This is a genomic window from Proteus hauseri ATCC 700826, from assembly GCF_001654965.1.
GTDB classification, from domain to species: domain Bacteria; phylum Pseudomonadota; class Gammaproteobacteria; order Enterobacterales; family Enterobacteriaceae; genus Proteus; species Proteus hauseri.
On the sequence record NZ_LXEV01000024.1, the window covers coordinates 105,581 to 127,997 of the forward strand.

Below are 22,417 nucleotides of genomic sequence, written 5' to 3' on the forward strand. Positions count from 1 at the left end.
GAAAAATCAATGTATTATCTTATACTTGATGCAGATATTAATATGGTATTGAAAATTCACTCTAGAAATATTGCGCATACAAAAAATTTTATTGAAAAAAGAATTGAAGACTTCATATTACCTCATTATCGCCTTCCTCATTGATTAAAATTCCAAAGAAAAATACTCACAATAATGGTTACTATCAATGCTTTTATCGCAATAGTCATTTACATTTCTTTTTTAACCCATGTTAATCACTACAAATCAATATATCTCACTGACATACTCTTTTAAGTATCTGTAAAAACTTAAACGCTTCATAAACAAACATCTTATTTTATCTGATTTAAATTAACGCTTTTTTATCGATTAACTTATTATCCCAGCGCAAATATTTGTCTGCATCATAAATAAGAATGATTACTCATACTAAATAGACTAATATTTATATAAAAAGGGATAGAAATAGGTATTTCGCTCATCTTGTGTTCTGATATCTTCCCAATAACTAAATTTCTTATGATTAATCTCTTATATTTAACTTCTGAACTTACATTATCAGTAACACATTTTGTCCATAAAAAACAATGTGCTAGTGATAATATCATCGCAGAATTTAGCCTTAAGAAAATTAATCGATACCATACAATGAGTAGATTTGTTCTTTGTTCAACTCACTAAAATACCTTAGGATTATATTCAATAAGTATAATTTCAGATACCTCTTATCTTAAATTATCACTAATTAAATAACACTATTATTGAAATCTATTTGCCATTACCAGAATCATAGCTGTGTAGTATTCGGAGTTATATTATGTCATCACCCCATTTTCGTTATAGAGCATTAGCAACTACGTTGTTTTCACTCACGTTAACAACCTATGCTTTTGCTACTGAAAATAGCCCTGCCAACACTCAGACAATTACGATAAAAAACACCCAAACAACAGATCAATCTTTACAACAAAATAATGAAGAGAGCTATTGGGGAAAATTTAAGCGTAATGTCTCTCAAACGTGGGATAGTGACGATTATAACTACTATTTACCTGTCTGGACTTGGCATAACCGCTTTACTTACGATAAAGAAAAAACAGATCGCTATAACGAAACACCTTGGGGCTTTGGGATGGGAAAATATCGCTATGATAGCGATAACGACTGGCATGCGCTGTATGCAATGGCTTTTATGGACTCAAATAATCGCGTACAACCGATAGTCGGTTATGGCTTTCAAAAAATGTGGGTACCTGGTGATCTTGATGGATTTAGAATGGGAGCGGGTTTTACTTTAAGTATTACAGCACGCCATGAATATAATTATATTCCTATGCCATTACCACTACCGATGGTTTCTGTTGAATATGGTCATCTCTCATTTCAAGCAACTTATGTTCCGGGTACTTATAATAATGGTAATGTGTTATTTGCTTGGCTGCGTTGGCAGTAATGTTATTCAAGTAAATTTTATTTATTTCACCCTTCAATGACCCAATAAAAAACGCATCTAAAATTAGATGCGTTTTTTGTTTTCGCTAAGAAGGATAATTAAATTATAAATTGTTATTTTATCTATTTAGCTGAAATAACTTACCTCGCCTCATCTGCTACTGGTTCTTTTTTTGGTCTCGACAATTTAAAACCTAACCATAAAAAACCAATCCAGAATGGCATTAAAATTACTGAGATATTAATTTTTGGCATTAACAAAATAATCACTAAAATCATGCATAAGAAGGCAAGACAAATATAGTTACCATAGGGATACCATAACGCTTTAAATGATGGTTCAACACCTTCTTTAATTTTTGCAGCACGGAATTTTAAGTTTGCTAAACAAATCATGATCCAGTTAAGCACTAATGTAGTTACCACTAACGCCATTAATAGCTCTAATGCTTGATCAGGCAACACATAGTTAACCAAAATACCTAAAGAGGTAGCTACCGCAGATAATGCTAATGATATCACTGGCACACCACGTTTATTGACATGTGATAATGAACGTGGCGCGTTACCTTGCTTCGCTAAACCATAAAGCATACGACTATTTGAATACACACCGCTGTTATATACAGATAATGCGGCGGTTAACACCACGGCATTTAAAATATTTGCAATTAAGAAGTTATCCAAATGATGAAAGATAAGCACAAATGGGCTTTCACCCTTAACAACTTGCGTCCAAGGATAAAGTGATAGTAATACCAATAATGAACCGATATAAAAAATTAAAATACGGTACACAACTTGGTTGGTTGCTTTAGGAATGCTAACTTTCGGATTTTCGGCTTCTGCCGCCGTAATGCCTACCAGCTCAAGTCCACCAAAAGAGAACATCACTATGGCAAGTGCCGACATAAATCCAGTAAAGCCATGAGGAAAGAAACCCAGTTCCCATAAGTTAGTAACAGAAGCTTGAGGTCCACCATTACCACTTGCCAGCAGATAGCTACCAAATAAAATCATACCCACAATGGCGAGAACTTTAATAATGGCAAACCAGAACTCGGTTTCACCATACATTTTTACGTTGATCAGATTAATAAGATTAATGGCAACAAAAAAGACAGCAACAGAAACCCAGACAGGAATATCAGGTAACCAATAATGAATATATTTACCTGCGGCGGTTAATTCAGCCATACCAACAAGAATAAACATGACCCAATAATTCCAGCCAGATAAAAAGCCAGCAAATGGGCTCCAGTATTTATTAGCAAAGTGACTAAATGAACCCGCAACTGGTTCTTCGGCAACCATTTCGCCCAATTGGCGCATGATCATAAACGCAATAAAACCACCTATCGCATAACCTAAAATTACTGATGGTCCTGTCATGTTAATGGTTTGCGCTATTCCAAGAAACAGACCCGCGCCGACGGCACCACCCAGCGCGATAAGCTGGATATGTCGATTTTTTAAACCGCGCTTTAGTTCTGCTTGTTGCGACTCTCTCGCCATACATCCTCTTCTATTGATCTATCAGTTTAAAGTGTAAATAAATGTTTACACTTGTGTTTATTTTAAGCCACCATTAAAACACTATTCTGACTTGAATAACAAATAGATTTCATGTTAAAGGGAAAATAATTAGAAAAGGTGAAAAACTAACCGTGTTTAGAGGGAAATAGCGTGGTAAATCGACAAATACCTTGTTGAAAGTCTTCTCCTTGATCGCAAAAATTATCTAAAGCTATAAGATACAAACCTAAGCTAATGGCTAGTACAATAATTATGCTAATAATTATTTTTTTTGCGTTCAATTTAAAATCCTTTAAATACATTTTGTTAGCATGATTAGTAACAATAATAAGCATTCGCTTTAATTTGATAACGGCGTAAGGAGTTGTTGTTATAAAATCCGCGATAACTTATCTCTGGCTGTGAATTTAGCATAGTTTTCATAAAGAAAGTTAAATGCTTCCTCGACAAAACCAAGATAGTTTGTATTATTTTTAATTTGATCTGACTGTTTAATGTGCATATACCTTCTCAACTACACATTTTGCCAACGATCATGGATGACTATCCATTAATATGGATTTCTCTGTTTGCCTCTTTTTGTATAATATTAGGGAGTTAATTTTGCTTTTTACCTTAACTTCATCGATAGAATGGAATTGTAATGCCACAAGATAATCATCTCGCATTGGTTTGCGCGTTAAGCAAATGGATTGAGGAGCATTTAGGTCGCGTTATTCATCTGGAAGAACTTGCGGCTTATTCGGGCTATTCTCTTTGGCATATGCAGAAAATTTTTAAAGAAGTCACAGGAACCTCTTTAGGAAAGTATATTCGCCAACGTAGGTTGGCTGGCGCTATTTATTTATTACGGACAAGTGAGCGTTCAATTTTTGATATCGCACTTGATTTTGGTTTTGGTTCACAATCGCACTTTACTTATATGTTCCGTAAAGAATATGGCATCACACCTTTTGATTTTAGACAAAACCAAGAAATTGAATTAGAAACTAAACAACCACTGCATTTACAGTCACCTTGCTGTGAATAAACCCTCTATCTGTGTGATATATCCTATAATGCCTTTTATATCACACAAATAGAGTGTCACCTATGTGATGATAAAACGCTTCACTTCTGACTTGTCATTTTGACTGCTTTTATTTTCTTTTATATGGGGATACTAATGAGTATTAAGCTTATTGCTATTGATTTAGATGGAACCTTACTCAATAAACAACGTGAAATTACACCAGAAGTAAAAAATGCGGTTCTGCGAGCCAAAAAAGCAGGTGTTCATATTGTTTTAGCCTCAGGTCGCTCTTTTAATGGTATTTATCCTTATTTAAAAGCCCTTAACCTTGATTTGGCAGATTGTTTTTGCATCAGTAATAATGGTAGTCAAATTCATCAAGCAGATAACGGAGAAGTGATTATTGAAGATTTGCTTGATTTTGAGGATTATCTCTATTTTGAGAATTTATCACGCGAGATCGGTGTCCATTTTCATGTTCTGAGTGATAATAAAATCTACACTTCTAACCTTCATATTAGCCATTTCACTTGCCAAGAAGCCTTTTTATCTTGGACACCACTCTATTATCGCCCAGTAAATGAAATGCAAAGGGATATGCGATTTAGCAAATTTATGATTGCTGATGCGCCTACTGTATTAGATAGCGCTATCCAGTATTTTCCTACCAATATCTATCAACAATACAGCATACTTCGCAGCGCACCTTATTTTATCGAAATTTTAAATACCAATGTGAATAAAGGGAGTGCGGTACAAAAAATTGCAGAACATTTAAAAATTACCCCCGAAAAAATTATGTGTATTGGTGATCAAGAAAACGATCTCGCGATGCTTAAATATGCAGCATTGGGTGTAGCAATGGGAAATGCTCCCGACTCCATTAAGAATATTGCCAAATTTGTTACATTATCTAACGAAGAAAATGGCGTTGCCATCGCAATTAATAAATTTATTTAAACACGATCTTTTTTGTGTTTTATCTCTAATGCCGACAAAATTATAAAGCTTTTGTGATCCTGAGCAGAGGATCGCACTGCTTTTATGTCTATTAACTAGTAATTTATTATTCTATATTCCCTTTCGATTTAGCATTAAATATCCCATTGTTCTTACATCTCGCTCAGAATTTGTTACTATCAATTCTCTTTTCGTTATTCAAATCGTATTTTTACAACACAATCACCTAGTTAATAGGCTAAATGTAGAATAACAAATATAAATCATTAATATATTTTTCACAGACAGGTAGTATTCGTTATGCTTTCGACAAAAGATATGCTGGTTCTTGGAATGATGGTTTTCGCCCTCTTTCTTGGTGCTGGCAATATTATTTTTCCACCTATGGCTGGTTTTCAATCAGGAAATCAATGGTTCAGTACATCTTTAGGATTTCTTGTTACTGGTGTATTACTTCCCTTTCTTACATTAGTTATCGTCGCTATTCGCGGCCGTGGTGAACGTTTATCAGTCGATTTACCTTCATGGTTTGCCGTCATATTTTGGGTTGCCCTTTACCTTATCGTTGGCTCCACCTTTGCTATGCCACGTGTCACAAATACGGCCTATGAAATGGGATTTTTACCTTTAGGCCTTATTGAGAAAAATACTGTAACTCACCTTATTTTTGCACTTACCTTTAATATTTTAAGTATGTTTTTTATGCTTAAACAAGGCACTATGATCAGTGCGATAGGTAAGTTTATGACACCCGCACTTCTCGTTTTATTAGTGGTTGTCGGTATTGCTGTCGTTGCCAAACCACTTTCTCCTATTGAAGAACCTACCGGTTTATATGCTGTTAATGGTTTTTTCTCTGGCATTATTGATGGCTACCAAACTATGGACGTGCTTTCAGCAATGGCGTTTGGGGGAATTGTAGCTCGTGCGTTATATACCAAAGGTATAAATTCACCAAGACAAATAGGTTTAATTACTGTTAAAGCGGGCATGATTTCAGTTTTACTCTTAGCTGCACTTTATTTGTGTTTATTCTATTTAGGTGCCACTAGCCATTCCGTTTCTGTGTTTGCTGATCCTGCATTAAATGCAACAAATGGTGGACAAATATTCTCTCGTTATGTTGATGCCATATTTGGCTCTGTGGGTACATGGCTAATGGGTGGCATTGTATTACTAGCAAGTATGACAACGTTAGTTGGTGTAACAAGTGCTGCTGCTGATTACTTTGCAACCTTTCATCATCGTTTAGGTTATCGTTTTTGGGTTGTTGTATTCACCTTAATGACCACTGTTGTTTCAACATTTGGCCTTGATACCTTATTGCGTGTCACTATTCCTGCATTACTGATGATTTATCCAACTTCAGTCACTTTGGTTCTACTTCAATTTATTCGTAGCAAATTAAAAGCACCTCGTTTTACTTATCGCTTAACTATTGGCGTAATTGTACTAATGAGCTTATTTGATACCTTAAAACAATTGAAATGGCTAAATGCAGATTTACTACAATTATTTAGCTATATACCACTTTCTGAATATGGCTTAGGCTGGTTACTACCTGGCGCTATTGCTTTTGTGGTATCGCTATTAATTAGCCTGAATTTAAAAGAAGTGCCTGCAATAACGACAACCAAAGAAGCAAATACAACGCTCTAAACAAGTATTCTTCTTATATAGTTAGTTTGTACAAAAAAACCTCTTATATCAATATGCTATAAGAGGCTTTTTATCGAGATCTAACTTAATATTACTTTTTGTATTTTTGTATTAATGCTTTTAATATCGCTTCTGATTGTGCATCAGGAATACCATTAGCATTAATCACTCTAAAATGCATTTGAAATGCCTTAACGACCTTTTGGGTTTTATTGTCTAGAACACCACTATTAGGTGTTTGATACCCATATTCCGACAGTAATTTTTGAAAGTTGGCAATATCAACAGGTTCTGAAGGATCTCTACCTGCTAAATAAAAATTCACTGATTGTTCATCAGGCCAAGCACCTATACCTTGCTTTGCAAGGCGTTTCCATGGAAACAAAGGACCCGGATCAACTTTTCGTTGGGGGGCAATATCACTATGTCCTAAGACATTCTGCGGTTCAATATTATGACGGTGAATAATATCTTTCATTACTGCACTAATAGTCACTATTTGGTCAGCGGTATAAGGATACCAATATCTAAATTTACCATTATCGCGATAACCCAAATTAACAATCTCAATTCCTATCGAACAACGGTTTAAGCTTGTTGCATCTCCCCACTGGCTAACCCCTGCATGCCACGCAATTTGTTGTTCATCAACTAATGAATAAATAACGGGTTTTTCATCTATTTTCATGGGATGAGTAGGAATTAGATAATGGCTGCTCACATTTCCTGCGGTTAATACTTTAAACGATTTGTCATCATCTAGCGCGGTATAATGCATCACCAAATATTTTACACAGTCACTTGGTTCCTGTTTATTTGGAACGACTTGTGCAATGTAGCTCCCTCTATCAATATATTTTGATGGCTGAGCACAACTTGTCAGTAGACTTATCGAAGCAAGTAACCCTATGTAATATCTATTTAACTTCATTCTTCATCCTAAAAATAAATAAGCCCAAAGCTAAATTGTAATGAAAAAACCCATATTAAAGAATATGGGTTCAAAGATTTGGCGATATTTTGCTATATTCTTAAGACTGACGTACTTTTTCGCAACGAATTAAAGGTTCGTCAGATACAACCGGCTCTTCCCATATGCCTTCTTCAATCTCATCTTTTAACTCAGGATATTGGTTAATATCGAAGGTAGGAAGTAGCCCTGCTTGGCGTTGTTGGTTGTAATCTTTGATAAGTTTTAAAGCAACACCTGAAAGTAAAATAATAGCGACTAAATTAGTCATTGCCATTAATCCCATTGAAAGATCTGCCATTTTCCAGACTAAAGGCATATCGGCTAATGCACCAAACATCACCATAGCTAACACTGCTGAACGTAATAAAAATAGCCCTGTAGTATGATTACGACCTAGGAAAATCATATTACTTTCGGCATACGCATAGTTAGCAATAATAGATGTAAAAGCAAAAAAGAAAATCGCAATGGCAATAAAGGTACTTCCCCATCCACCGACGGTTGACGACAATGCCAATTGAGTGAGTTGAATACCATTAATACCTTCAGGATAACTATCCAATACACCCGATGACAAAATAATCACCGCTGTAGCACTACAAATAACCAACGTATCCATAAACACGCCAAGCATTTGAATATAGCCTTGAGAGGCAGGGTGCGGGGGATAAGGCGTTGCTGAGGCAGCCGCATTAGGTGCCGAGCCCATACCCGCTTCATTAGAAAATAATCCTCGTTGAATACCTTGAGTCATTGCTTGGCTAATACTATAGCCAATAGCACCTGCTGCCGCTTCTTGTAAACCAAATGCACTTTTAAATATTAATAAAAAGACTTCGGGTAATCGTTCAATATGATCAGCAACAACCCAAAATGCTAATAATAAATATGCGGTCGCCATAATAGGAACAACTAATTCAGCAACCCTTGCAATCCAACGCAATCCACCAAAGATAATAAATCCACTAGAGATAACTAAAGCGATTCCCACATAAAGAGGATCAAAATCAAATGCAGAAGCAGTTGCTTGGGCAATAGAGTTAGCTTGAACGGCATTAAACACTAAACCAAAAGCAATGATTAAGAAGATAGCAAACATCACGCCCATCCAACGCATTTTCAGTCCCTTTGTCATATAATAAGCGGGACCACCACGATAATTTCCTTGATCATCTTTCGTTTTATAGAGCTGAGCAAGCGTGCTTTCAATTAATGAAGTTGCCATACCAATAAGCGCAACAACCCACATCCAAAAAATAGCACCTGGCCCACCAGCTGTTAATGCAATAGCTACACCCGTAAGATTTCCTGTTCCTACGCGAGCTGCTAAGCTCGTACATAATGCTTGAAATGAAGATATTCCTGATTTATCTGATCTATTGCTATTTTTTAAAATAGAGAACATGTGGCTAAAATGACGGATTTGTATAAATCCAGTACGAAAAGTAAAATAGATGCCAACCCCAAGGAGCAAGTAAATAAGGACATATCCCCATAAAATATTGTTTGCAAAGTTTATTAGGTTAGTCAAATTAGTTCTCCTATATAATAACGTATATAACCGTTCCTTACATCGCTATCGTAATAAAAATTAAGCGACAGAGTTTAAATGAAATCAGTAAATGACCCTTCTCTGCCTTTATATATTGCTGTGTTAAAAAGCGAGTAGAATGTAACACAATATTATACTTCATGTATATTTTTTGTTTATTTTTTTATTTATTAACGCTAAGACTTAATTGCAACATTAATTAGAGTAGTCATTAGAATAAAATAAAAAAACATTGTTTTTCATAAACATAAATCAAAGTCTTATTTAGTCAGTTAACTAAATAAGGTTATAGATAGCGTTAACAAAAAAATAAATCACGCATTTGAAAATTAATTAACCTGATTAAAAAGCAAACTCAACTAATTGTTTAATAGCTTTATAGGTATATATTAATAAATCATTTTAAGCTAGAAACTAAAATAAACGACTATTTAATTTTATAATTGAAAGAATTAAAATTTAGTTTATATAAAAATTTATAGCGGTTAACAATGGAATAGTTATATTGATAAGAACTATAAAACACTTAGAAATTAACAATATATTATCAATCAAATATAAATAAAAAAACAAAAATAAAAAGTAAAAAATAATATTTGATATTTAAAATTATTTTTCATTAAAATAAATAGCTAGCAGAAAAAACTGAAACACCAAAAATATCCGTTATGGCTAATTTTTAATTTATCTTACTCATTTTTATTTTATTACAAAAATAATATCTTACTTTTATCATTTATAAAAAAAACAATAATCACGTAAGTTTACTTATTAAACATTTGGTTAATTTTATTTATAATATACCTTTCCCTGGTGTTGTATTATTTTTTGCCCTGCTTCCCCCGCAGGGCTTTTTTTTATCATTAAATTTCATAGAGTTAATATTTAAAATGGTTAAAATAAATACAAAAAATAAGACGAAATACATAATGAAAATAAAAACAACCTTTTATTCATTGATATATATAATTTAATATCATATTAAATTAATATTTATTAACATTAAATTGATTTAGATCATTTTTAATCATACTTAATTTATGCTAGGAAAAATCAACATTTCTTTAAATTTAATTAAGAACTAATATTTCTTATTATTAATTAATAAAAAAATACCAATAAAGTGGTACAATAATTAATCTATAAATCGATTACCTTATTATTGTTCTTTTTTAGTCTATTTTTTGAGCGTATTTTGGGTAATAGTTCACTACTTATTTTTATTTTATCCACTTGCATTAATTCTAATGCTCTTTTATTTTACAATAATTGTTATTAAGGGGGAAAATAATGGCTTATAACCTTTCAGAGTTAACTCAAGAAGAAAAAGACAAAATTAATGTAAGTTTGGCTGCATCCGGTGTAGCATTTAAAGAGCGTTACAATATGCCCATCGTTGCTGAAGCAATAGCAAGAGAACAACCTGAATATTTAAGAACATTTTTTCAAGAAAGACTTCTGTTTTATCGTGCAAGAAGTCAGCACTATTCACGTTTACCTTTCGAACCACAATCAAAAAAATAATAGAAAAACACCCCAAGGATGAATTCAACATTGGGGTGTGGTTTAAATCTTTTGATTTCTCTTATGTGCTCTCATACACATTTACTACATCTCTCTTACTTATTTTTCTCTTTGCTATTTGGCTGAAATATAAGTAATTTTTTTCTCGTCACAATTGACTTCTACATTGTAACGAAGATCCGTACGCGCACCGCGCACATTTAATGTAACGTGGTAACTATTATCCATCTTGATAACATCATTTGCATTGATGGTAGCGACGGGCTTGGGACCCAGTTCATTTTTATCATCCAACCAACGAGGTAAACGATTTTGTAGATAATCATTTTTCACTCTGGCTGCAAGCTGATCTTTGTCTAGATTAATACAACTGGAAAATGGTGCTGAACGCACAATATCATTTTCTGTACTTACTCTTTCGACACTTTCTGCTGATGCTCCAAAAGAAACGGTAAGTAAAAGAGCTGCACTCAGTATCCCTGTTTGACCAACTAGCTTGCTTAATTTCATACAACCTCCCGAAAATATCCCTTAAAGCAGGATCTGTTTTTCATTAAGCATAGCATAAGCCAAACAGGACAATTGTGACATTTGTTAAAAATTTGTTTTATTCGTTATCATCATCAAACACGATAGAAACTGACTCTCGAGTAGTATGCTTTTCACGTAATTCTTGAGCAACTAATTGAATAGCTTCACCACTGCTCATGCCATCAGCCATCAGGGTTTGAATTTTTTCTACTGCTTTTTGCTGTTCTTCATGTGTTAATGTAGGCATTCCTAGAAACATAATGTTACTCTTGTCTTTATCGATTTTGATTTCTATTTTGTATTTACATAAATGTTATCATTTATGAATGATTAGGCTTTAGTAAATACAGAATACTTTGTTTAAATGGTCATAAAATGGATATGCAATTACAACAACGCGAATTAACCTATACTCCAGATTTAGCACTACAGGTATTTACACCAATAGCCTCATTACCTTGGTCTAGTTTACTCCATTCTGGTGCAGCCGAACATCCTCATAACCGTTTTGATATTGTGGTATCCGACCCTGTTATTACTTTAGAAACACGTAAACAGACAACCACCATAAAAGAAAAAAACACAGCGGTTAAACGCTCCAAAAAAGATCCCTTTACACTTATTCAAACGGCCTTAGCACATTTTGATTTTCATCCAACTCACGACGAAGACCTGCCTTTTTTAGGGGGCGCCTTAGGTATTTGGAGTTACGATTTAGGTCGCCGTATTGAAACAATACCAGATCTTGCCAAAAATGAACTCAATTTCGCAGATATGGCGGTAGGGATCTACGATTGGGCACTGATTGTTGACCATAAGTTACATAAAGCAACACTTATTAGCTATCATGATATTGATGCTCGTCTACAGTGGTTAGAAAATCAAACTAATACAAATAGCAATGAAAAATTTGAATTAATAACAGAATGGCAATCTAATATTAGCAGTGATGAATACAACGAAAAAATAGCTAAAATTCATCAATATTTATTATCAGGTGATTGTTACCAAGTTAATCTTGCCCAGCGATTCTGTGCTAATTATACCGGTGCTGAATGGAATGCTTTTTTAACCTTAAATAAAGAGAATAAAGCACCTTTCTCTTCTTTTATGTGTTTACCTAATAATTATGTTATTAGTGTTTCACCTGAACGTTTTATCCATTTAGTGGATAACAAAATAGAAACGCGACCTATAAAAGGAACACTACCACGTAAAGCATCACCTGAAGAAGATGATGAACAAGCACAGCTATTAGCAAATTCACGAAAAGATCGTGCTGAAAACCTAATGATCGTCGACTTAATGCGTAATGATATTGGTAAAGTTGCCTGCACGGGTTCTGTCAAAGTTCCTGAGCTATTTGTTGTTGAACGCTTTCCTGCGGTGCATCATTTAGTCAGCACAATCACCGCTGAATTACCTAATCACTTAACTGCAACCGATTTATTACGTGCTGCATTTCCAGGTGGTTCAATTACTGGCGCCCCAAAAATTAGAGCAATGGAGATTATTGAGGAGTTAGAACCTCATCGCCGTCATGGTTATTGTGGAGCCATTGGCTATATTAGTTTTTGTGGCACTATGGACACCAATATCAGCATTAGAACCTTATTAACTGAAAAAAATAAAATCTACTGCTGGGCGGGTGGTGGTATTGTCGCTGACAGCGTTGCTGAAAAAGAGTATCAAGAAACCTTTGATAAACTTGGAAAAATATTAACCATCTTAAGTGAGCCAACTCTCGATGACACCCATTGATAATTTTATCAATCGATTTCAGCTTACATTGCCCGATACGGTAAACTTGTCTTCTGATGGCCAAAAAACGGCGGCTGTTTTGCTGCCGATTATTAATAAACCCGTTCCAACACTCCTCTTAACGGAGCGCGCATCCACATTACGTTCTCACGCAGGTCAAGTTGCGTTTCCAGGTGGTAAACGTGATCCTGAAGATTCCAACCTTATCGCAACCGCACTAAGAGAAGCGCACGAAGAAGTGGCGATCCCCCCAAATGCAGTTTCTGTTATTGGGCAACTTGCCCCATTACAAAGCTCTAGTGGTTATCTTGTGACACCTATTATTGGTGTTATTCCTGCGGGTTTACCTTTACGCCACAATCCTGACGAAGTTGCATCTATCTTTGAAATACCATTAAGCTATGTATTGAATACTCAGCAATATCAAGCCCTAGATTTTCGCCGTTCTGGTAAAAATCATCGTATCTATTTTTATCCTTATAACGGACATTTAGTTTGGGGATTAACCGCCGCAATTTTACATAAATTGGCTCTTCAGATTACTTAATTTGTATCTTTAATATTCAGCTTGCGCTTTTTCTCGTCACAACCATAACTGTACTTAGCTATTTTAAAAAAATGTTGTAAACTACATCATTAACGGGACGATATAATTGTAAAAACGATCCCCTTACTATAAATAACTATATTTTTTCTTTTTTTAACCCTCTCTCTTATTATTAAGGAGTCTGACGTGATTAGCGTTTTCGACATGTTTAAAGTGGGCATAGGACCATCAAGCTCTCACACCGTAGGACCAATGAAAGCGGGTAAAGAATTTGTCGATGATTTAGTCAGCCAGGAACTGATTGCGTCTGTCACCCGTGTAGCTGTTGATGTTTACGGCTCATTATCATTGACAGGCAAAGGCCACCATACTGATATCGCTATTATTATGGGACTAGCTGGTAATGCACCTGCAACTGTTGATATTGACGGCATTCCCGGTTTTATTCGCGAAGTAGAAGAAACTGGCCGCTTATCATTAGCAAATGGATTACAAGTCGTCGATTTTCCAAAAGAAAGCATGCACTTTAGCAATGACAATCTTTCATTACATGAAAATGGCATGACGATCCATGCTTTTGCAGGTGATAAAGAAATCTACAGAAAAACATACTACTCAATTGGTGGTGGTTTTATTGTTGATGAAGAAAACTTCGGTAAATCTACCGTTGATAGCCAGCCTGTCTCTTATCCTTATGCAAGTGCTGAAGAGTTATTAAAACACTGCAAAGAAACGGGTCTATCCATTTCTAGTTTGATGATGAAAAATGAACTAGACCTTCATACTCAAGCTGAAATTAGCGCTTATTTTGCTGATGTTTATAAAACAATGCAGGAATGTATTGAGCACGGTTTAAATACTGAAGGTGTATTACCGGGGCCATTACGTGTTCCTCGTCGTGCAGCGGCATTAAATCGTTTATTAACATCAAGCAACAGCCTTTCAAACGATCCAATGAAAGTGGTTGATCTTATCAACATGTTTGCACTTGCCGTTAATGAAGAAAATGCGGCTGGTGGACGCGTTGTTACTGCGCCAACAAACGGCGCATGTGGTATTGTTCCTGCGGTATTGGCTTACTATGATCGCTGTATCGAGCCGGTCACTCCTGAAACTTATCTACGCTACTTTTTAGCCTCTGGTGCTGTTGGTATTCTATACAAAATGAATGCCTCAATCTCAGGTGCTGAAGTCGGTTGCCAAGGTGAAGTCGGTGTTGCTTGTTCAATGGCTGCTGCTGGTCTTGCTGAATTATTAGGTGGAAGCCCAGAGCAAGTTTGTATAGCGGCTGAAATTGGTATGGAACACAACCTTGGTTTAACTTGCGACCCTGTTGCAGGCCAAGTTCAAGTACCTTGTATCGAACGTAATGCAATAGCCTCTGTAAAAGCAGTGAACGCAGCACGTATGGCATTACGCCGTACAAGTGAACCACGCGTTTCTCTCGACAAAGTTATCGAAACTATGTACGAAACAGGTAAAGACATGAACGCGAAATACCGTGAAACATCTCGTGGTGGATTAGCAATTAAAGTTCAATGTGACTAATTACCTCGTATTTTAGCTCTAAAAGCCATTCATATAGAATGGCTTTTTTTATTTATTTTGATCACACTAAGTGATAGATAAATAACCTAAAAATAATCTTAAATATAAAATATATATTTTTATATTTATATTTATATTTTCATAAAAAAAGTGATTTTAAATATTTTTAATCACCTATTAATTATACGCTTATTTAATATTCATTTAAAAAATAAGGGGTTTAAAGCTTATATTTATTGTGTGTATTTATATTTAATCCACTTCACCCTTTTGTTATTTAAATAAATGAAATCCATTGTTTATTACATGGTTAATATTTCATCATATTGAAATTTATCATATTTTTAACATTTAATGATATTAATAAATATATATTAATACCATCGATTTAATAATGATAATTATTATCAATATCATCTTTTAAATATATTAAATAATATGTTGCCTTTAAAAAATAATATGTTATCTTCTGCACCAAGTCATTGGGGAGTAGCCTGTTTCAAGAATAGAAACTTTATTTTTGAAAAGTCTGTATCAACATACTCGCTTATTTTCATTTAGCGTGGTGCAGATGCCGTTTAACGGTTGGCAAGACCATAGACACATAATTGTACTTCTTTGGTTGGGGGGCAATTTTGTGTATATGGAATCACCCAACCGAGGCTATATTTATGAGTTTCTACGCCACTATTATTCTCGCCCTTGCCCTTTCTATGGATGCATTTGCTGTTGCTATCTGTAAAGGTGCCACACTGCATAAACCCCGTTTTAGAGAAGCGCTTCGCACTGGTTTAATTTTCGGTATTATCGAAGCTAGCACCCCAGTAATAGGTTGGGCATTAGGCCTATATACTAGCCAATACATTATACAGTGGGATCATTGGGTTGCCTTTGGTTTATTATTTGTACTTGGTAGTAGAATGATTTATCAAAGCCTAAAACGTGCTGATGATTGCCCTTGTGAAGAAGATGCACCACAGCGCCACGGTTCGCTCTCACTTATCGCAACAGGCATTGCCACTAGCCTTGATGCGATGGCTATCGGGGTTGGACTTGCATTTCTTCAAGTGAATATCGTTCATACCGCAATGACCATTGGTATGATGACCATGATTATGGCGACTCTAGGTATGCTAATTGGCCGTTATGTTGGCCCTGTTCTTGGAAAAAAAGCAGAAATTGTCGGTGGTATTGTATTAATAGCTATCGGCTTTAATATTGTTTTTGAACATCTTGAACTATTTATGTACGCCAACTAATTGAGAGCCAAAATAAAAAGCTTAGGTTTAATTTGCCTAAGCTTTTACTTTTTATAGTTATGTCTTACTAATATTTACCCTATTTTCTTTATATATCATAAAGAATTTTAAACATGCTGATATATACGGATCAAAAAATCAGTCTCACATTCAAAGGTTTTATTCATAAGCAATAATTGTTTTACATCCTCACTTGCACGCCAAGCAAAGGGAGTCATTTGTAATAAATCAAATGCTTGTTTGCCACTTAAATTCATTTTATAGGCGACTTGATGCTCAGCTATTTTTATAAACCCCTTAAACTCTTCTTCTTTTAATGGATGAAGATGAACTTGCGGATAAATTAACGCTTTGAGCTGATAAAGATGACGAGGTGCAGGTGTTACAGTAATAATATAGCCTTCTTTCGCTATTACTCTTGTTAATTCATCACCATTACAAGGTGCATAAATACGTATTACTGCATTTAATGAAGCATCACAAAATGGCAATCGCTGACTTGATGCAACACAAAACTGAATAGATGAATAACGTTTTGCCGCATATTTTATTGCAACTTTAGACACATCTAAGCCATAGATTTGTGGGCGTTTTGGCTTTAATACTTGATAAAAATAGTCTGTGTAATAACCTTCACCACAACCAATATCCAAAACCGCACAATTATTTTCAGACAATAAAGTTGTCATTAAATCAGCAACTTTATCGCGCATTGGTTGGTAAAAACCAGCATCTAAAAATTCGCGTCGTGCACTGATCATTTCATTACTATCACCAGGTTCTTTTGAACGCTTAAATTGCACTGGTAATAAATTAACATAACCTTCTTTTGCACAATCAAAGTGGTGATTATTTTCACATACCCAACTATGTGCATTTAACGAGAGTGATTTATTACATAATGGACATTGATAAGACATAATAATTTTGCGTAACTCAGAATAAATTTAAGGGAGATAATAGCATACCTCCCTCATTGTGCGGACAACCACCGCTGGTATTTTTAATCTTAAGTCGTTTTATTGATTAAGCTCGTTTTAATTTTTCAGTATTAGCAATAAACAATGCAATAACTAACAGTAAAATTGCACCCGATTGAATTAACGTGTCCATAGAGTTTTTATGCTCAACAATAATAAGTCGTACTATTGCCGTAATACCGATATAAATAAAATACCTTAATGGGAAATGCCCACCAGATAAAAAGTATTTAACAATAAGAGCAATAAACTCAAAGTAGAGGAAGTAGATAAGGATCCCCTCTAACAACTGATAAGAAGACTCTTGTGCGCCTAAATTAAACAACAACGATGCAATAACATAAGTCTCTTTAATAAGAAAACTAACCAGCACTATTGCTAAGATTAGTAATCCAATATTAAGTACCCATTGTAGAATGGTGGCAATACATTTAAGTAATTCTTCGCTCGATTTTCTCATTTTATTGATAACCTAAAGGTGTCGTTCCCTGAAAAATAAAATAGCGGCAAAATGCCAATAAGTAGATTGGTATAAATTTTAAAGGATTTGACATTTCATCACACCATTTTTTTATCTTTTAGAGCTTAAAATTCAAGAATTATGGTGTGATAATCGCAATATTTGCTTTTAAATTTCAACTTATAAGCTAACTTACTTATACTGTTAGAAAGAGTTAAATTATTACAAAGGCAAATTATGGCTAAAACAATACTTGTAGCAATTGACTTATTAGAAGATAGCATAATTCAACAAATGATCACTGATGTTCAGTTTCTAGCAAGGAAACCAGAAAATTATTTCCATTTTATTACCGTGATGCCAAATTTACGCTCACTTGAAGCTTATGGACTTAATTGTGATAGCCCATCTGTAATAGAAAAAAAGAACCAAGCTTTAATTCTATTAACTGAAAAGCTTCAACAGTGTATAAAACAGCAATTTGCTTTACCTGAAAATCAATATCTGTGTCATGCTGTAATTGGCACACCTAATTACAATATTCTTGAATTAGCAGATAAAACTGATGCTGATACCATCGTTATTGGCTCAAGTTCTCGTAATAAACGTAATATATTATTAGGCTCTACCGCTGATTATATCGTTAATAATACACCGCGATCTGTGCTGGTTATTCGCAGATAGGCACTTCTATATTATACTCTCTTGGCAATAGCTTATTTAAGTTGTTGCCTTTTTTATTTGCTTATTCATTGTATTAGCCTTAATCACACTCGTTGTGATTTTCTTACTTACGCAAAATATTCCTATTGTGGGTAAAACGGCAAGGCCATTCAAAGTCACTTATTACTCAAACGATAATGTTTGCCCTGCATTAAAGTCTTTCGCGTTTAAATATTTTCTGCCTAATATACCAGTGCAATGGCAACCATAAACTACCACATGTTCTTCTATGGCTTTTTTAGCCCGTTGTAATGCAGTGGGTGTCGCACAACGCAAATGTAACCCTCCAACTATCGCTTGAATTTTACTATTACCTGTAATTTTTTTAGCATGTTGAATAATAGATTCAATTCCTGAGTGACTACAACCTGTAATAATTACCAACCCTTGACTTCCCTGCCAAATAAGAAAGCTGTCATCTAATACATAGTCATCCATTTCACCGGAATCGTCTATAATAACACCATAGCGCTTATTTATTTGTCGATGATTTACTTGGCCAGAATAAATAAAATTTTGGCTTATTGGCAATGGGATATCTGTTAGCTCAAAAGTAAACTGTAATTCTAATTTTTCCCTATCAAATACAGGAGCTAATCGTTTAAATTTAATATTTTTATTGCCTATAAATAACGCTGAATAGCGAACTGAAAAAAGATGAAGATGAGCAATAATCCGTGGTTTTTTCGTAAAAAAATCAGCATTTAATTGTGTTAAGCCGCCAAAATGATCGTAATGCCCATGAGATATCACTATCGTTTTTACTTCTGTTAAATCAATTCCCATTTTTTGGGCATTTGATATAAAAGTAAGATCTTTTCCGGTATCAAAGATTATTTGAGTTTTACTTTCACTATCTTCAAGTAAAAGCGACAGACCAGGATAATGGCTTAGTGAAGGATTTATCGTTTTGTTTTCTAACAGTGCAGTAATGGTTAACATGAATTTTTTAATTATTATCGTTAGCAGGGTAAAGGCATAATAATTAAAAATTAGGAACGAGCCAAATAGAATAGTAATTTATTTGTGCGATAAAGGCATCGCAAACTCACTTTCTTGTTAGTGCGATGCCTCCCTTATAAACGCTTAATCATCTTAATGCACAAAGATCTACTAATACTCTATTCTTTTATCGAACAACCATCACTGAACGTTTTGCATAGCGCGTAATATCTGCGGCCGTTGAGCCTAAGTGATAAACATCTATTTCGGGATTACGTGAGCTGATGATAATTAAATCAGCATCTATTTCATCGGCTACTTGCAATATTGCGTCTCTTGGTTTCCCAATACAGATATGTGTATCTACTCTGTCATCGGGTAAATCAAAACGCTCAATAATTTTTTTTACCTCAGTTTCTGCTGAAGTTTTTAAACATCCTTGATCTAATTGATCGCCATTCATAACTAACCGATAATAAGACGATTGGGGCAATTTAGGCAGCACATACAAAAAGTGAACATAAGAATCTTCATTTTTTGCAATATCTTCCACTAATGGAATGGCTTTGTTCATCAAATTATCTTCATCAATATCAATGGGAACCAAAATATTCTTATACATACCGCCTCCTTTTTATTTTACTTGTAGGATAGTGCATTTTTAAAAAAATACCGGATACAGTTAACATATTTTATAAATATTTTATCAATGCTAATTAACGATTAGTTTTCACTCAAAAAAACAATCAAAATCAATTTCTTATAAATAATTAAAACAAAAAAATAAATTTTATTTTAAATAAATTATTTATCTAGGATTTAGTGAATTTAGCATATAGTGATAAAAATAATTTTACTTAACTAAGTTTATTCTTTATCAAATAAAAAAGCCCTACCGTATTAAGATAGGGCTCTTATTTAAAATAATATTTTTAATTATCTTTCTTATTTTGGAGTGGCTAATTTTTGCTTACGTTTTTTAACGTATTGATAGCCAATAGCCAAAGCAATAAACCATATTGGTGTTACACTTAGCGCTTGGCGAGTATCATGTTCTAATGCTAATAAAATAGTCATAAAAGCAAAGAAAGCTAAACATAACCACGACATAAAAATACCTAGCGGCATTTTATAAATAGATTTTTGATGAAGCTGTGGTCGTTTTTTACGATAGGCTAAATAAGAGCATAAAATCATACTCCAAATAAACATAAACAGTAATGCAGATACCGTAGTAACCAGCGTAAATACATGCATAACATCAGGAATAAAATAAATTAATATAATTCCGCATGATAAACACAAGCTAGTGAATAATAGTCCATTAGCAGGAACCGCACGTTTAGATAATTGGCTAAATTGTTTTGGTGCCTCACCTTCTTTAGATAATCCAAATAACATACGACTGGTTGAAAATATACCACTATTGGCTGAAGATGCAGCTGCGGTTAATACCACAAAGTTAACTAAACTGGCGGCTGCCGGAATACCTATCATAACAAAGAGCTCAACAAACGGGCTTTTATCTGCCAATATTGAACGCCAAGGCGTTACTGACATAATAATAGCCAGAGCTAATACGTAAAAAGTAATAATACGAATAGGAATAGCGTTAATTGCTTTAGGTAGTGATTTTTCAGGGTTACGCGTTTCTGCCGCAGCCGTACCCACTAATTCAATTCCCACAAAAGCAAAAATAGCGATTTGAAAACCTGCAAAAAATCCGCTAAGCCCTTTAGGAAACATTCCGCCATCATTCCATATATTTTCTAGCGCTGCGGTATGCCCCGCTGGTGATTGAAATCCCATACTAATTAGCACTACACCGACGATTATTAACGACACTATCGCGGTAATCTTTATCATTGAGAACCAGAATTCCATTTCACCAAAGAGTTTTACCGTTGCTAAATTTAAAATAAGCAAGGTTAATACACAGATAAATGAAGTACCCCACTCAGGAAATCCCGGAGCCCAATAACTAATATAAGAAGTGATTGCAACAATATCCGCAATACCCGTAATCACCCAGCAAAACCAATATGTCCAGCCGACAAAAAAACCGGCCCAAGATCCTAATAAATCACCAGCAAAGTCACTAAATGATTTATATTCTAAATTAGATAATAGAAGTTCGCCCATTGCTCGCATTACAAAAAATAGGACGAAACCAATAATCATATAGACAAAAATAATTGATGGCCCAGCTAACGAGATGGTTTTCCCTGACCCCATAAACAAACCAGTACCGACAGCACCACCAATAGCAATTAATTGAATATGACGATTTGTTAGCCCGCGCTGAAGAGTGGCATTTTTCACTCTACCGGGCTGAGATATTTGTGTTTGATCTTCCATACAATACCTGAAGTGTGTTTATATTTTTCGATGTTGTTTTGCCACTATTTTATTTTTTAACGTGGCTATGTTTGCGAAATTATTGTGACATAAATCTCAGTATAAGTAATGAAAAGATCACATTTAATCAAATAGGTGATGCTTTGATAACCAGATAAGATCCTTTTTTTAAAGTAATCGACGATATTTTATTCATTCAGAAAAAAAATGAAATTAAGGGGTTGACCACAGCTATCGAGAGGAGAATAATCAACGCATCGGGTTGTTAGCTCAGTCGGTAGAGCAGTTGACTCTTAATCAATTGGTCGGGGGTTCGAACCCCCCACGACCCACCAAATTTAAGCTGATAAATCAGACATTTACGCCACTTACCAATAAGTGGCTTTTTTGTATCTGGAAGAAAGTGGCGACAAAATGGCGACAGAATCACGCATCTTTTTCACTAATTAAATTATTTATTATTATTTAGCTAAATATACTTTTTTCACCATAAAAAGAGTTTTTATTATAATCTACAAAAATAAAATAAATTAGAATGTTTAACCATAAGAATGAGTAGCATCGATAAAAAACCCCTTTTTATCAAAAATATAATTTACTCTATTTTAAGCAATGCATTTTTATTATTTTCAGCGTTAATTTCAAGATGTAATTGTTC

General features: G+C 34.4%; 21 protein-coding genes, 1 tRNA gene and 1 riboswitch. Of the genes, 11 read left to right on the plus strand and 11 right to left on the minus strand.

What is annotated here, in order from left to right:
• Positions 1–799 precede the first annotated feature (799 nt).
• A complete protein-coding gene (pagP, locus tag M997_RS11500; protein WP_064720264.1) occupies positions 800–1,435 on the plus strand; it encodes a lipid IV(A) palmitoyltransferase PagP in 636 nt (211 codons plus the stop codon).
• Between the two features lie 140 nt (positions 1,436–1,575).
• Here pagP and M997_RS11505 read toward each other — a convergent pair whose 3' ends face one another.
• Together M997_RS11505 and mgrB are read right to left on the minus strand one after the other, a co-directional pair.
• The gene (locus M997_RS11505) at positions 1,576–2,949 is read right to left on the minus strand and encodes an amino acid permease (RefSeq protein ID WP_064720265.1); all 1,374 of its coding nucleotides are present in this window, start codon (positions 2,947–2,949) and stop codon (positions 1,576–1,578) included.
• Positions 2,950–3,095: 146 nt separating this feature from the next.
• Positions 3,096–3,305, minus strand: a complete 210-nt coding sequence (gene mgrB, locus M997_RS17775; RefSeq protein ID WP_341868138.1) for a PhoP/PhoQ regulatory lipoprotein MgrB — start codon at positions 3,303–3,305, stop codon at positions 3,096–3,098.
• A gap of 308 nt (positions 3,306–3,613) precedes the next feature.
• Between mgrB and M997_RS11515 the strand changes: the two genes are divergently transcribed.
• The 3 genes from M997_RS11515 (at position 3,614) to brnQ (ending at position 6,601) form a co-directional block, all read left to right on the plus strand.
• Complete coding sequence (locus tag M997_RS11515; RefSeq protein WP_064720266.1) at positions 3,614–4,000, plus strand: helix-turn-helix domain-containing protein; 387 nt, start codon at positions 3,614–3,616, stop codon at positions 3,998–4,000.
• Positions 4,001–4,135: 135 nt separating this feature from the next.
• The gene (yidA, locus tag M997_RS11520; RefSeq protein WP_064720267.1) at positions 4,136–4,942 is read left to right on the plus strand and encodes a sugar-phosphatase; all 807 of its coding nucleotides are present in this window, start codon (positions 4,136–4,138) and stop codon (positions 4,940–4,942) included.
• Between the two features lie 300 nt (positions 4,943–5,242).
• Positions 5,243–6,601 carry a branched-chain amino acid transport system II carrier protein gene (gene brnQ / locus M997_RS11525; protein WP_064720268.1) on the plus strand — a complete coding sequence of 453 codons (1,359 nt, stop codon included), beginning with the start codon at positions 5,243–5,245 and terminating at the stop codon, positions 6,599–6,601.
• A gap of 91 nt (positions 6,602–6,692) precedes the next feature.
• On the opposite strand, the gene M997_RS11530 is transcribed toward brnQ, so the two are convergent.
• Both M997_RS11530 and M997_RS11535 read right to left on the minus strand, forming a co-directional pair.
• Positions 6,693–7,532 carry an N-acetylmuramoyl-L-alanine amidase gene (locus tag M997_RS11530; protein ID WP_064720269.1) on the minus strand — a complete coding sequence of 280 codons (840 nt, stop codon included), beginning with the start codon at positions 7,530–7,532 and terminating at the stop codon, positions 6,693–6,695.
• Positions 7,533–7,632: 100 nt separating this feature from the next.
• Positions 7,633–9,105 carry an alanine/glycine:cation symporter family protein gene (locus tag M997_RS11535; RefSeq protein WP_064720270.1) on the minus strand — a complete coding sequence of 491 codons (1,473 nt, stop codon included), beginning with the start codon at positions 9,103–9,105 and terminating at the stop codon, positions 7,633–7,635.
• 1,311 nt (positions 9,106–10,416) lie between these two features.
• On the opposite strand from M997_RS11535, the gene M997_RS11540 reads away from it, so the two are divergent.
• On the plus strand, positions 10,417–10,650 hold the full coding sequence (locus M997_RS11540; RefSeq protein ID WP_064720271.1) for a DNA polymerase III subunit theta: 234 nt from the start codon (positions 10,417–10,419) through the stop codon (positions 10,648–10,650).
• Positions 10,651–10,764: 114 nt separating this feature from the next.
• Here the strand turns inward: M997_RS11540 and yebF are convergent, their stop codons facing one another.
• Positions 10,765–11,160, minus strand: a complete 396-nt coding sequence (gene yebF, locus M997_RS11545) for a protein YebF (protein ID WP_064720272.1) — start codon at positions 11,158–11,160, stop codon at positions 10,765–10,767.
• 97 nt (positions 11,161–11,257) lie between these two features.
• Positions 11,258–11,440, minus strand: coding sequence for a YoaH family protein (locus tag M997_RS11550; protein ID WP_064720273.1), 183 nt, complete (start codon positions 11,438–11,440; stop codon positions 11,258–11,260).
• A gap of 116 nt (positions 11,441–11,556) precedes the next feature.
• Between M997_RS11550 and pabB the strand changes: the two genes are divergently transcribed.
• The 4 genes from pabB to mntP all read left to right on the plus strand — a co-directional run bounded on the left by pabB (position 11,557) and on the right by mntP (position 16,296).
• Positions 11,557–12,942 carry an aminodeoxychorismate synthase component 1 gene (gene pabB / locus M997_RS11555; protein WP_064720274.1) on the plus strand — a complete coding sequence of 462 codons (1,386 nt, stop codon included), beginning with the start codon at positions 11,557–11,559 and terminating at the stop codon, positions 12,940–12,942.
• Positions 12,929–13,489: a CoA pyrophosphatase gene (locus tag M997_RS11560; protein ID WP_064720275.1), complete on the plus strand. Its 561-nt coding sequence runs from the start codon at positions 12,929–12,931 to the stop codon at positions 13,487–13,489. Before pabB ends, M997_RS11560 begins: the two co-directional genes overlap by 14 nt.
• Positions 13,490–13,675: 186 nt before the next feature.
• Complete coding sequence (locus M997_RS11565; protein WP_064720276.1) at positions 13,676–15,037, plus strand: L-serine ammonia-lyase; 1,362 nt, start codon at positions 13,676–13,678, stop codon at positions 15,035–15,037.
• A 472-nt stretch (positions 15,038–15,509) separates the two neighbouring features.
• Positions 15,510–15,702: riboswitch (yybP-ykoY riboswitch) on the plus strand.
• A gap of 6 nt (positions 15,703–15,708) precedes the next feature.
• Positions 15,709–16,296: a manganese efflux pump MntP gene (gene mntP, locus M997_RS11570; protein WP_064720277.1), complete on the plus strand. Its 588-nt coding sequence runs from the start codon at positions 15,709–15,711 to the stop codon at positions 16,294–16,296.
• A gap of 107 nt (positions 16,297–16,403) precedes the next feature.
• Here mntP and rlmA read toward each other — a convergent pair whose 3' ends face one another.
• Positions 16,404–17,216 carry a 23S rRNA (guanine(745)-N(1))-methyltransferase gene (gene rlmA / locus M997_RS11575; RefSeq protein WP_064720278.1) on the minus strand — a complete coding sequence of 271 codons (813 nt, stop codon included), beginning with the start codon at positions 17,214–17,216 and terminating at the stop codon, positions 16,404–16,406.
• Between the two features lie 106 nt (positions 17,217–17,322).
• On the minus strand, positions 17,323–17,736 hold the full coding sequence (gene psiE, locus M997_RS11580; protein ID WP_064720279.1) for a phosphate-starvation-inducible protein PsiE: 414 nt from the start codon (positions 17,734–17,736) through the stop codon (positions 17,323–17,325).
• A 237-nt stretch (positions 17,737–17,973) separates the two neighbouring features.
• Between psiE and M997_RS11585 the strand changes: the two genes are divergently transcribed.
• Positions 17,974–18,420 (plus strand): universal stress protein, encoded by a 447-nt coding sequence (locus M997_RS11585; RefSeq protein WP_064720280.1) that lies wholly within the window; start codon positions 17,974–17,976, stop codon positions 18,418–18,420.
• Between the two features lie 162 nt (positions 18,421–18,582).
• On the opposite strand, the gene M997_RS11590 is transcribed toward M997_RS11585, so the two are convergent.
• The 3 genes from M997_RS11590 to cycA form a co-directional block, all read right to left on the minus strand.
• On the minus strand, positions 18,583–19,401 hold the full coding sequence (locus M997_RS11590; RefSeq protein ID WP_064720281.1) for an MBL fold metallo-hydrolase: 819 nt from the start codon (positions 19,399–19,401) through the stop codon (positions 18,583–18,585).
• 187 nt (positions 19,402–19,588) lie between these two features.
• Positions 19,589–20,023 carry a universal stress protein gene (locus M997_RS11595; RefSeq protein ID WP_064720282.1) on the minus strand — a complete coding sequence of 145 codons (435 nt, stop codon included), beginning with the start codon at positions 20,021–20,023 and terminating at the stop codon, positions 19,589–19,591.
• A 323-nt stretch (positions 20,024–20,346) separates the two neighbouring features.
• Complete coding sequence (gene cycA, locus M997_RS11600) at positions 20,347–21,759, minus strand: D-serine/D-alanine/glycine transporter (RefSeq protein WP_064720283.1); 1,413 nt, start codon at positions 21,757–21,759, stop codon at positions 20,347–20,349.
• A gap of 259 nt (positions 21,760–22,018) precedes the next feature.
• Here cycA and M997_RS11605 point away from each other — a divergent pair.
• A tRNA-Lys gene (locus M997_RS11605) sits at positions 22,019–22,094 on the plus strand.
• Positions 22,095–22,417: the final 323 nt, after the last annotated feature.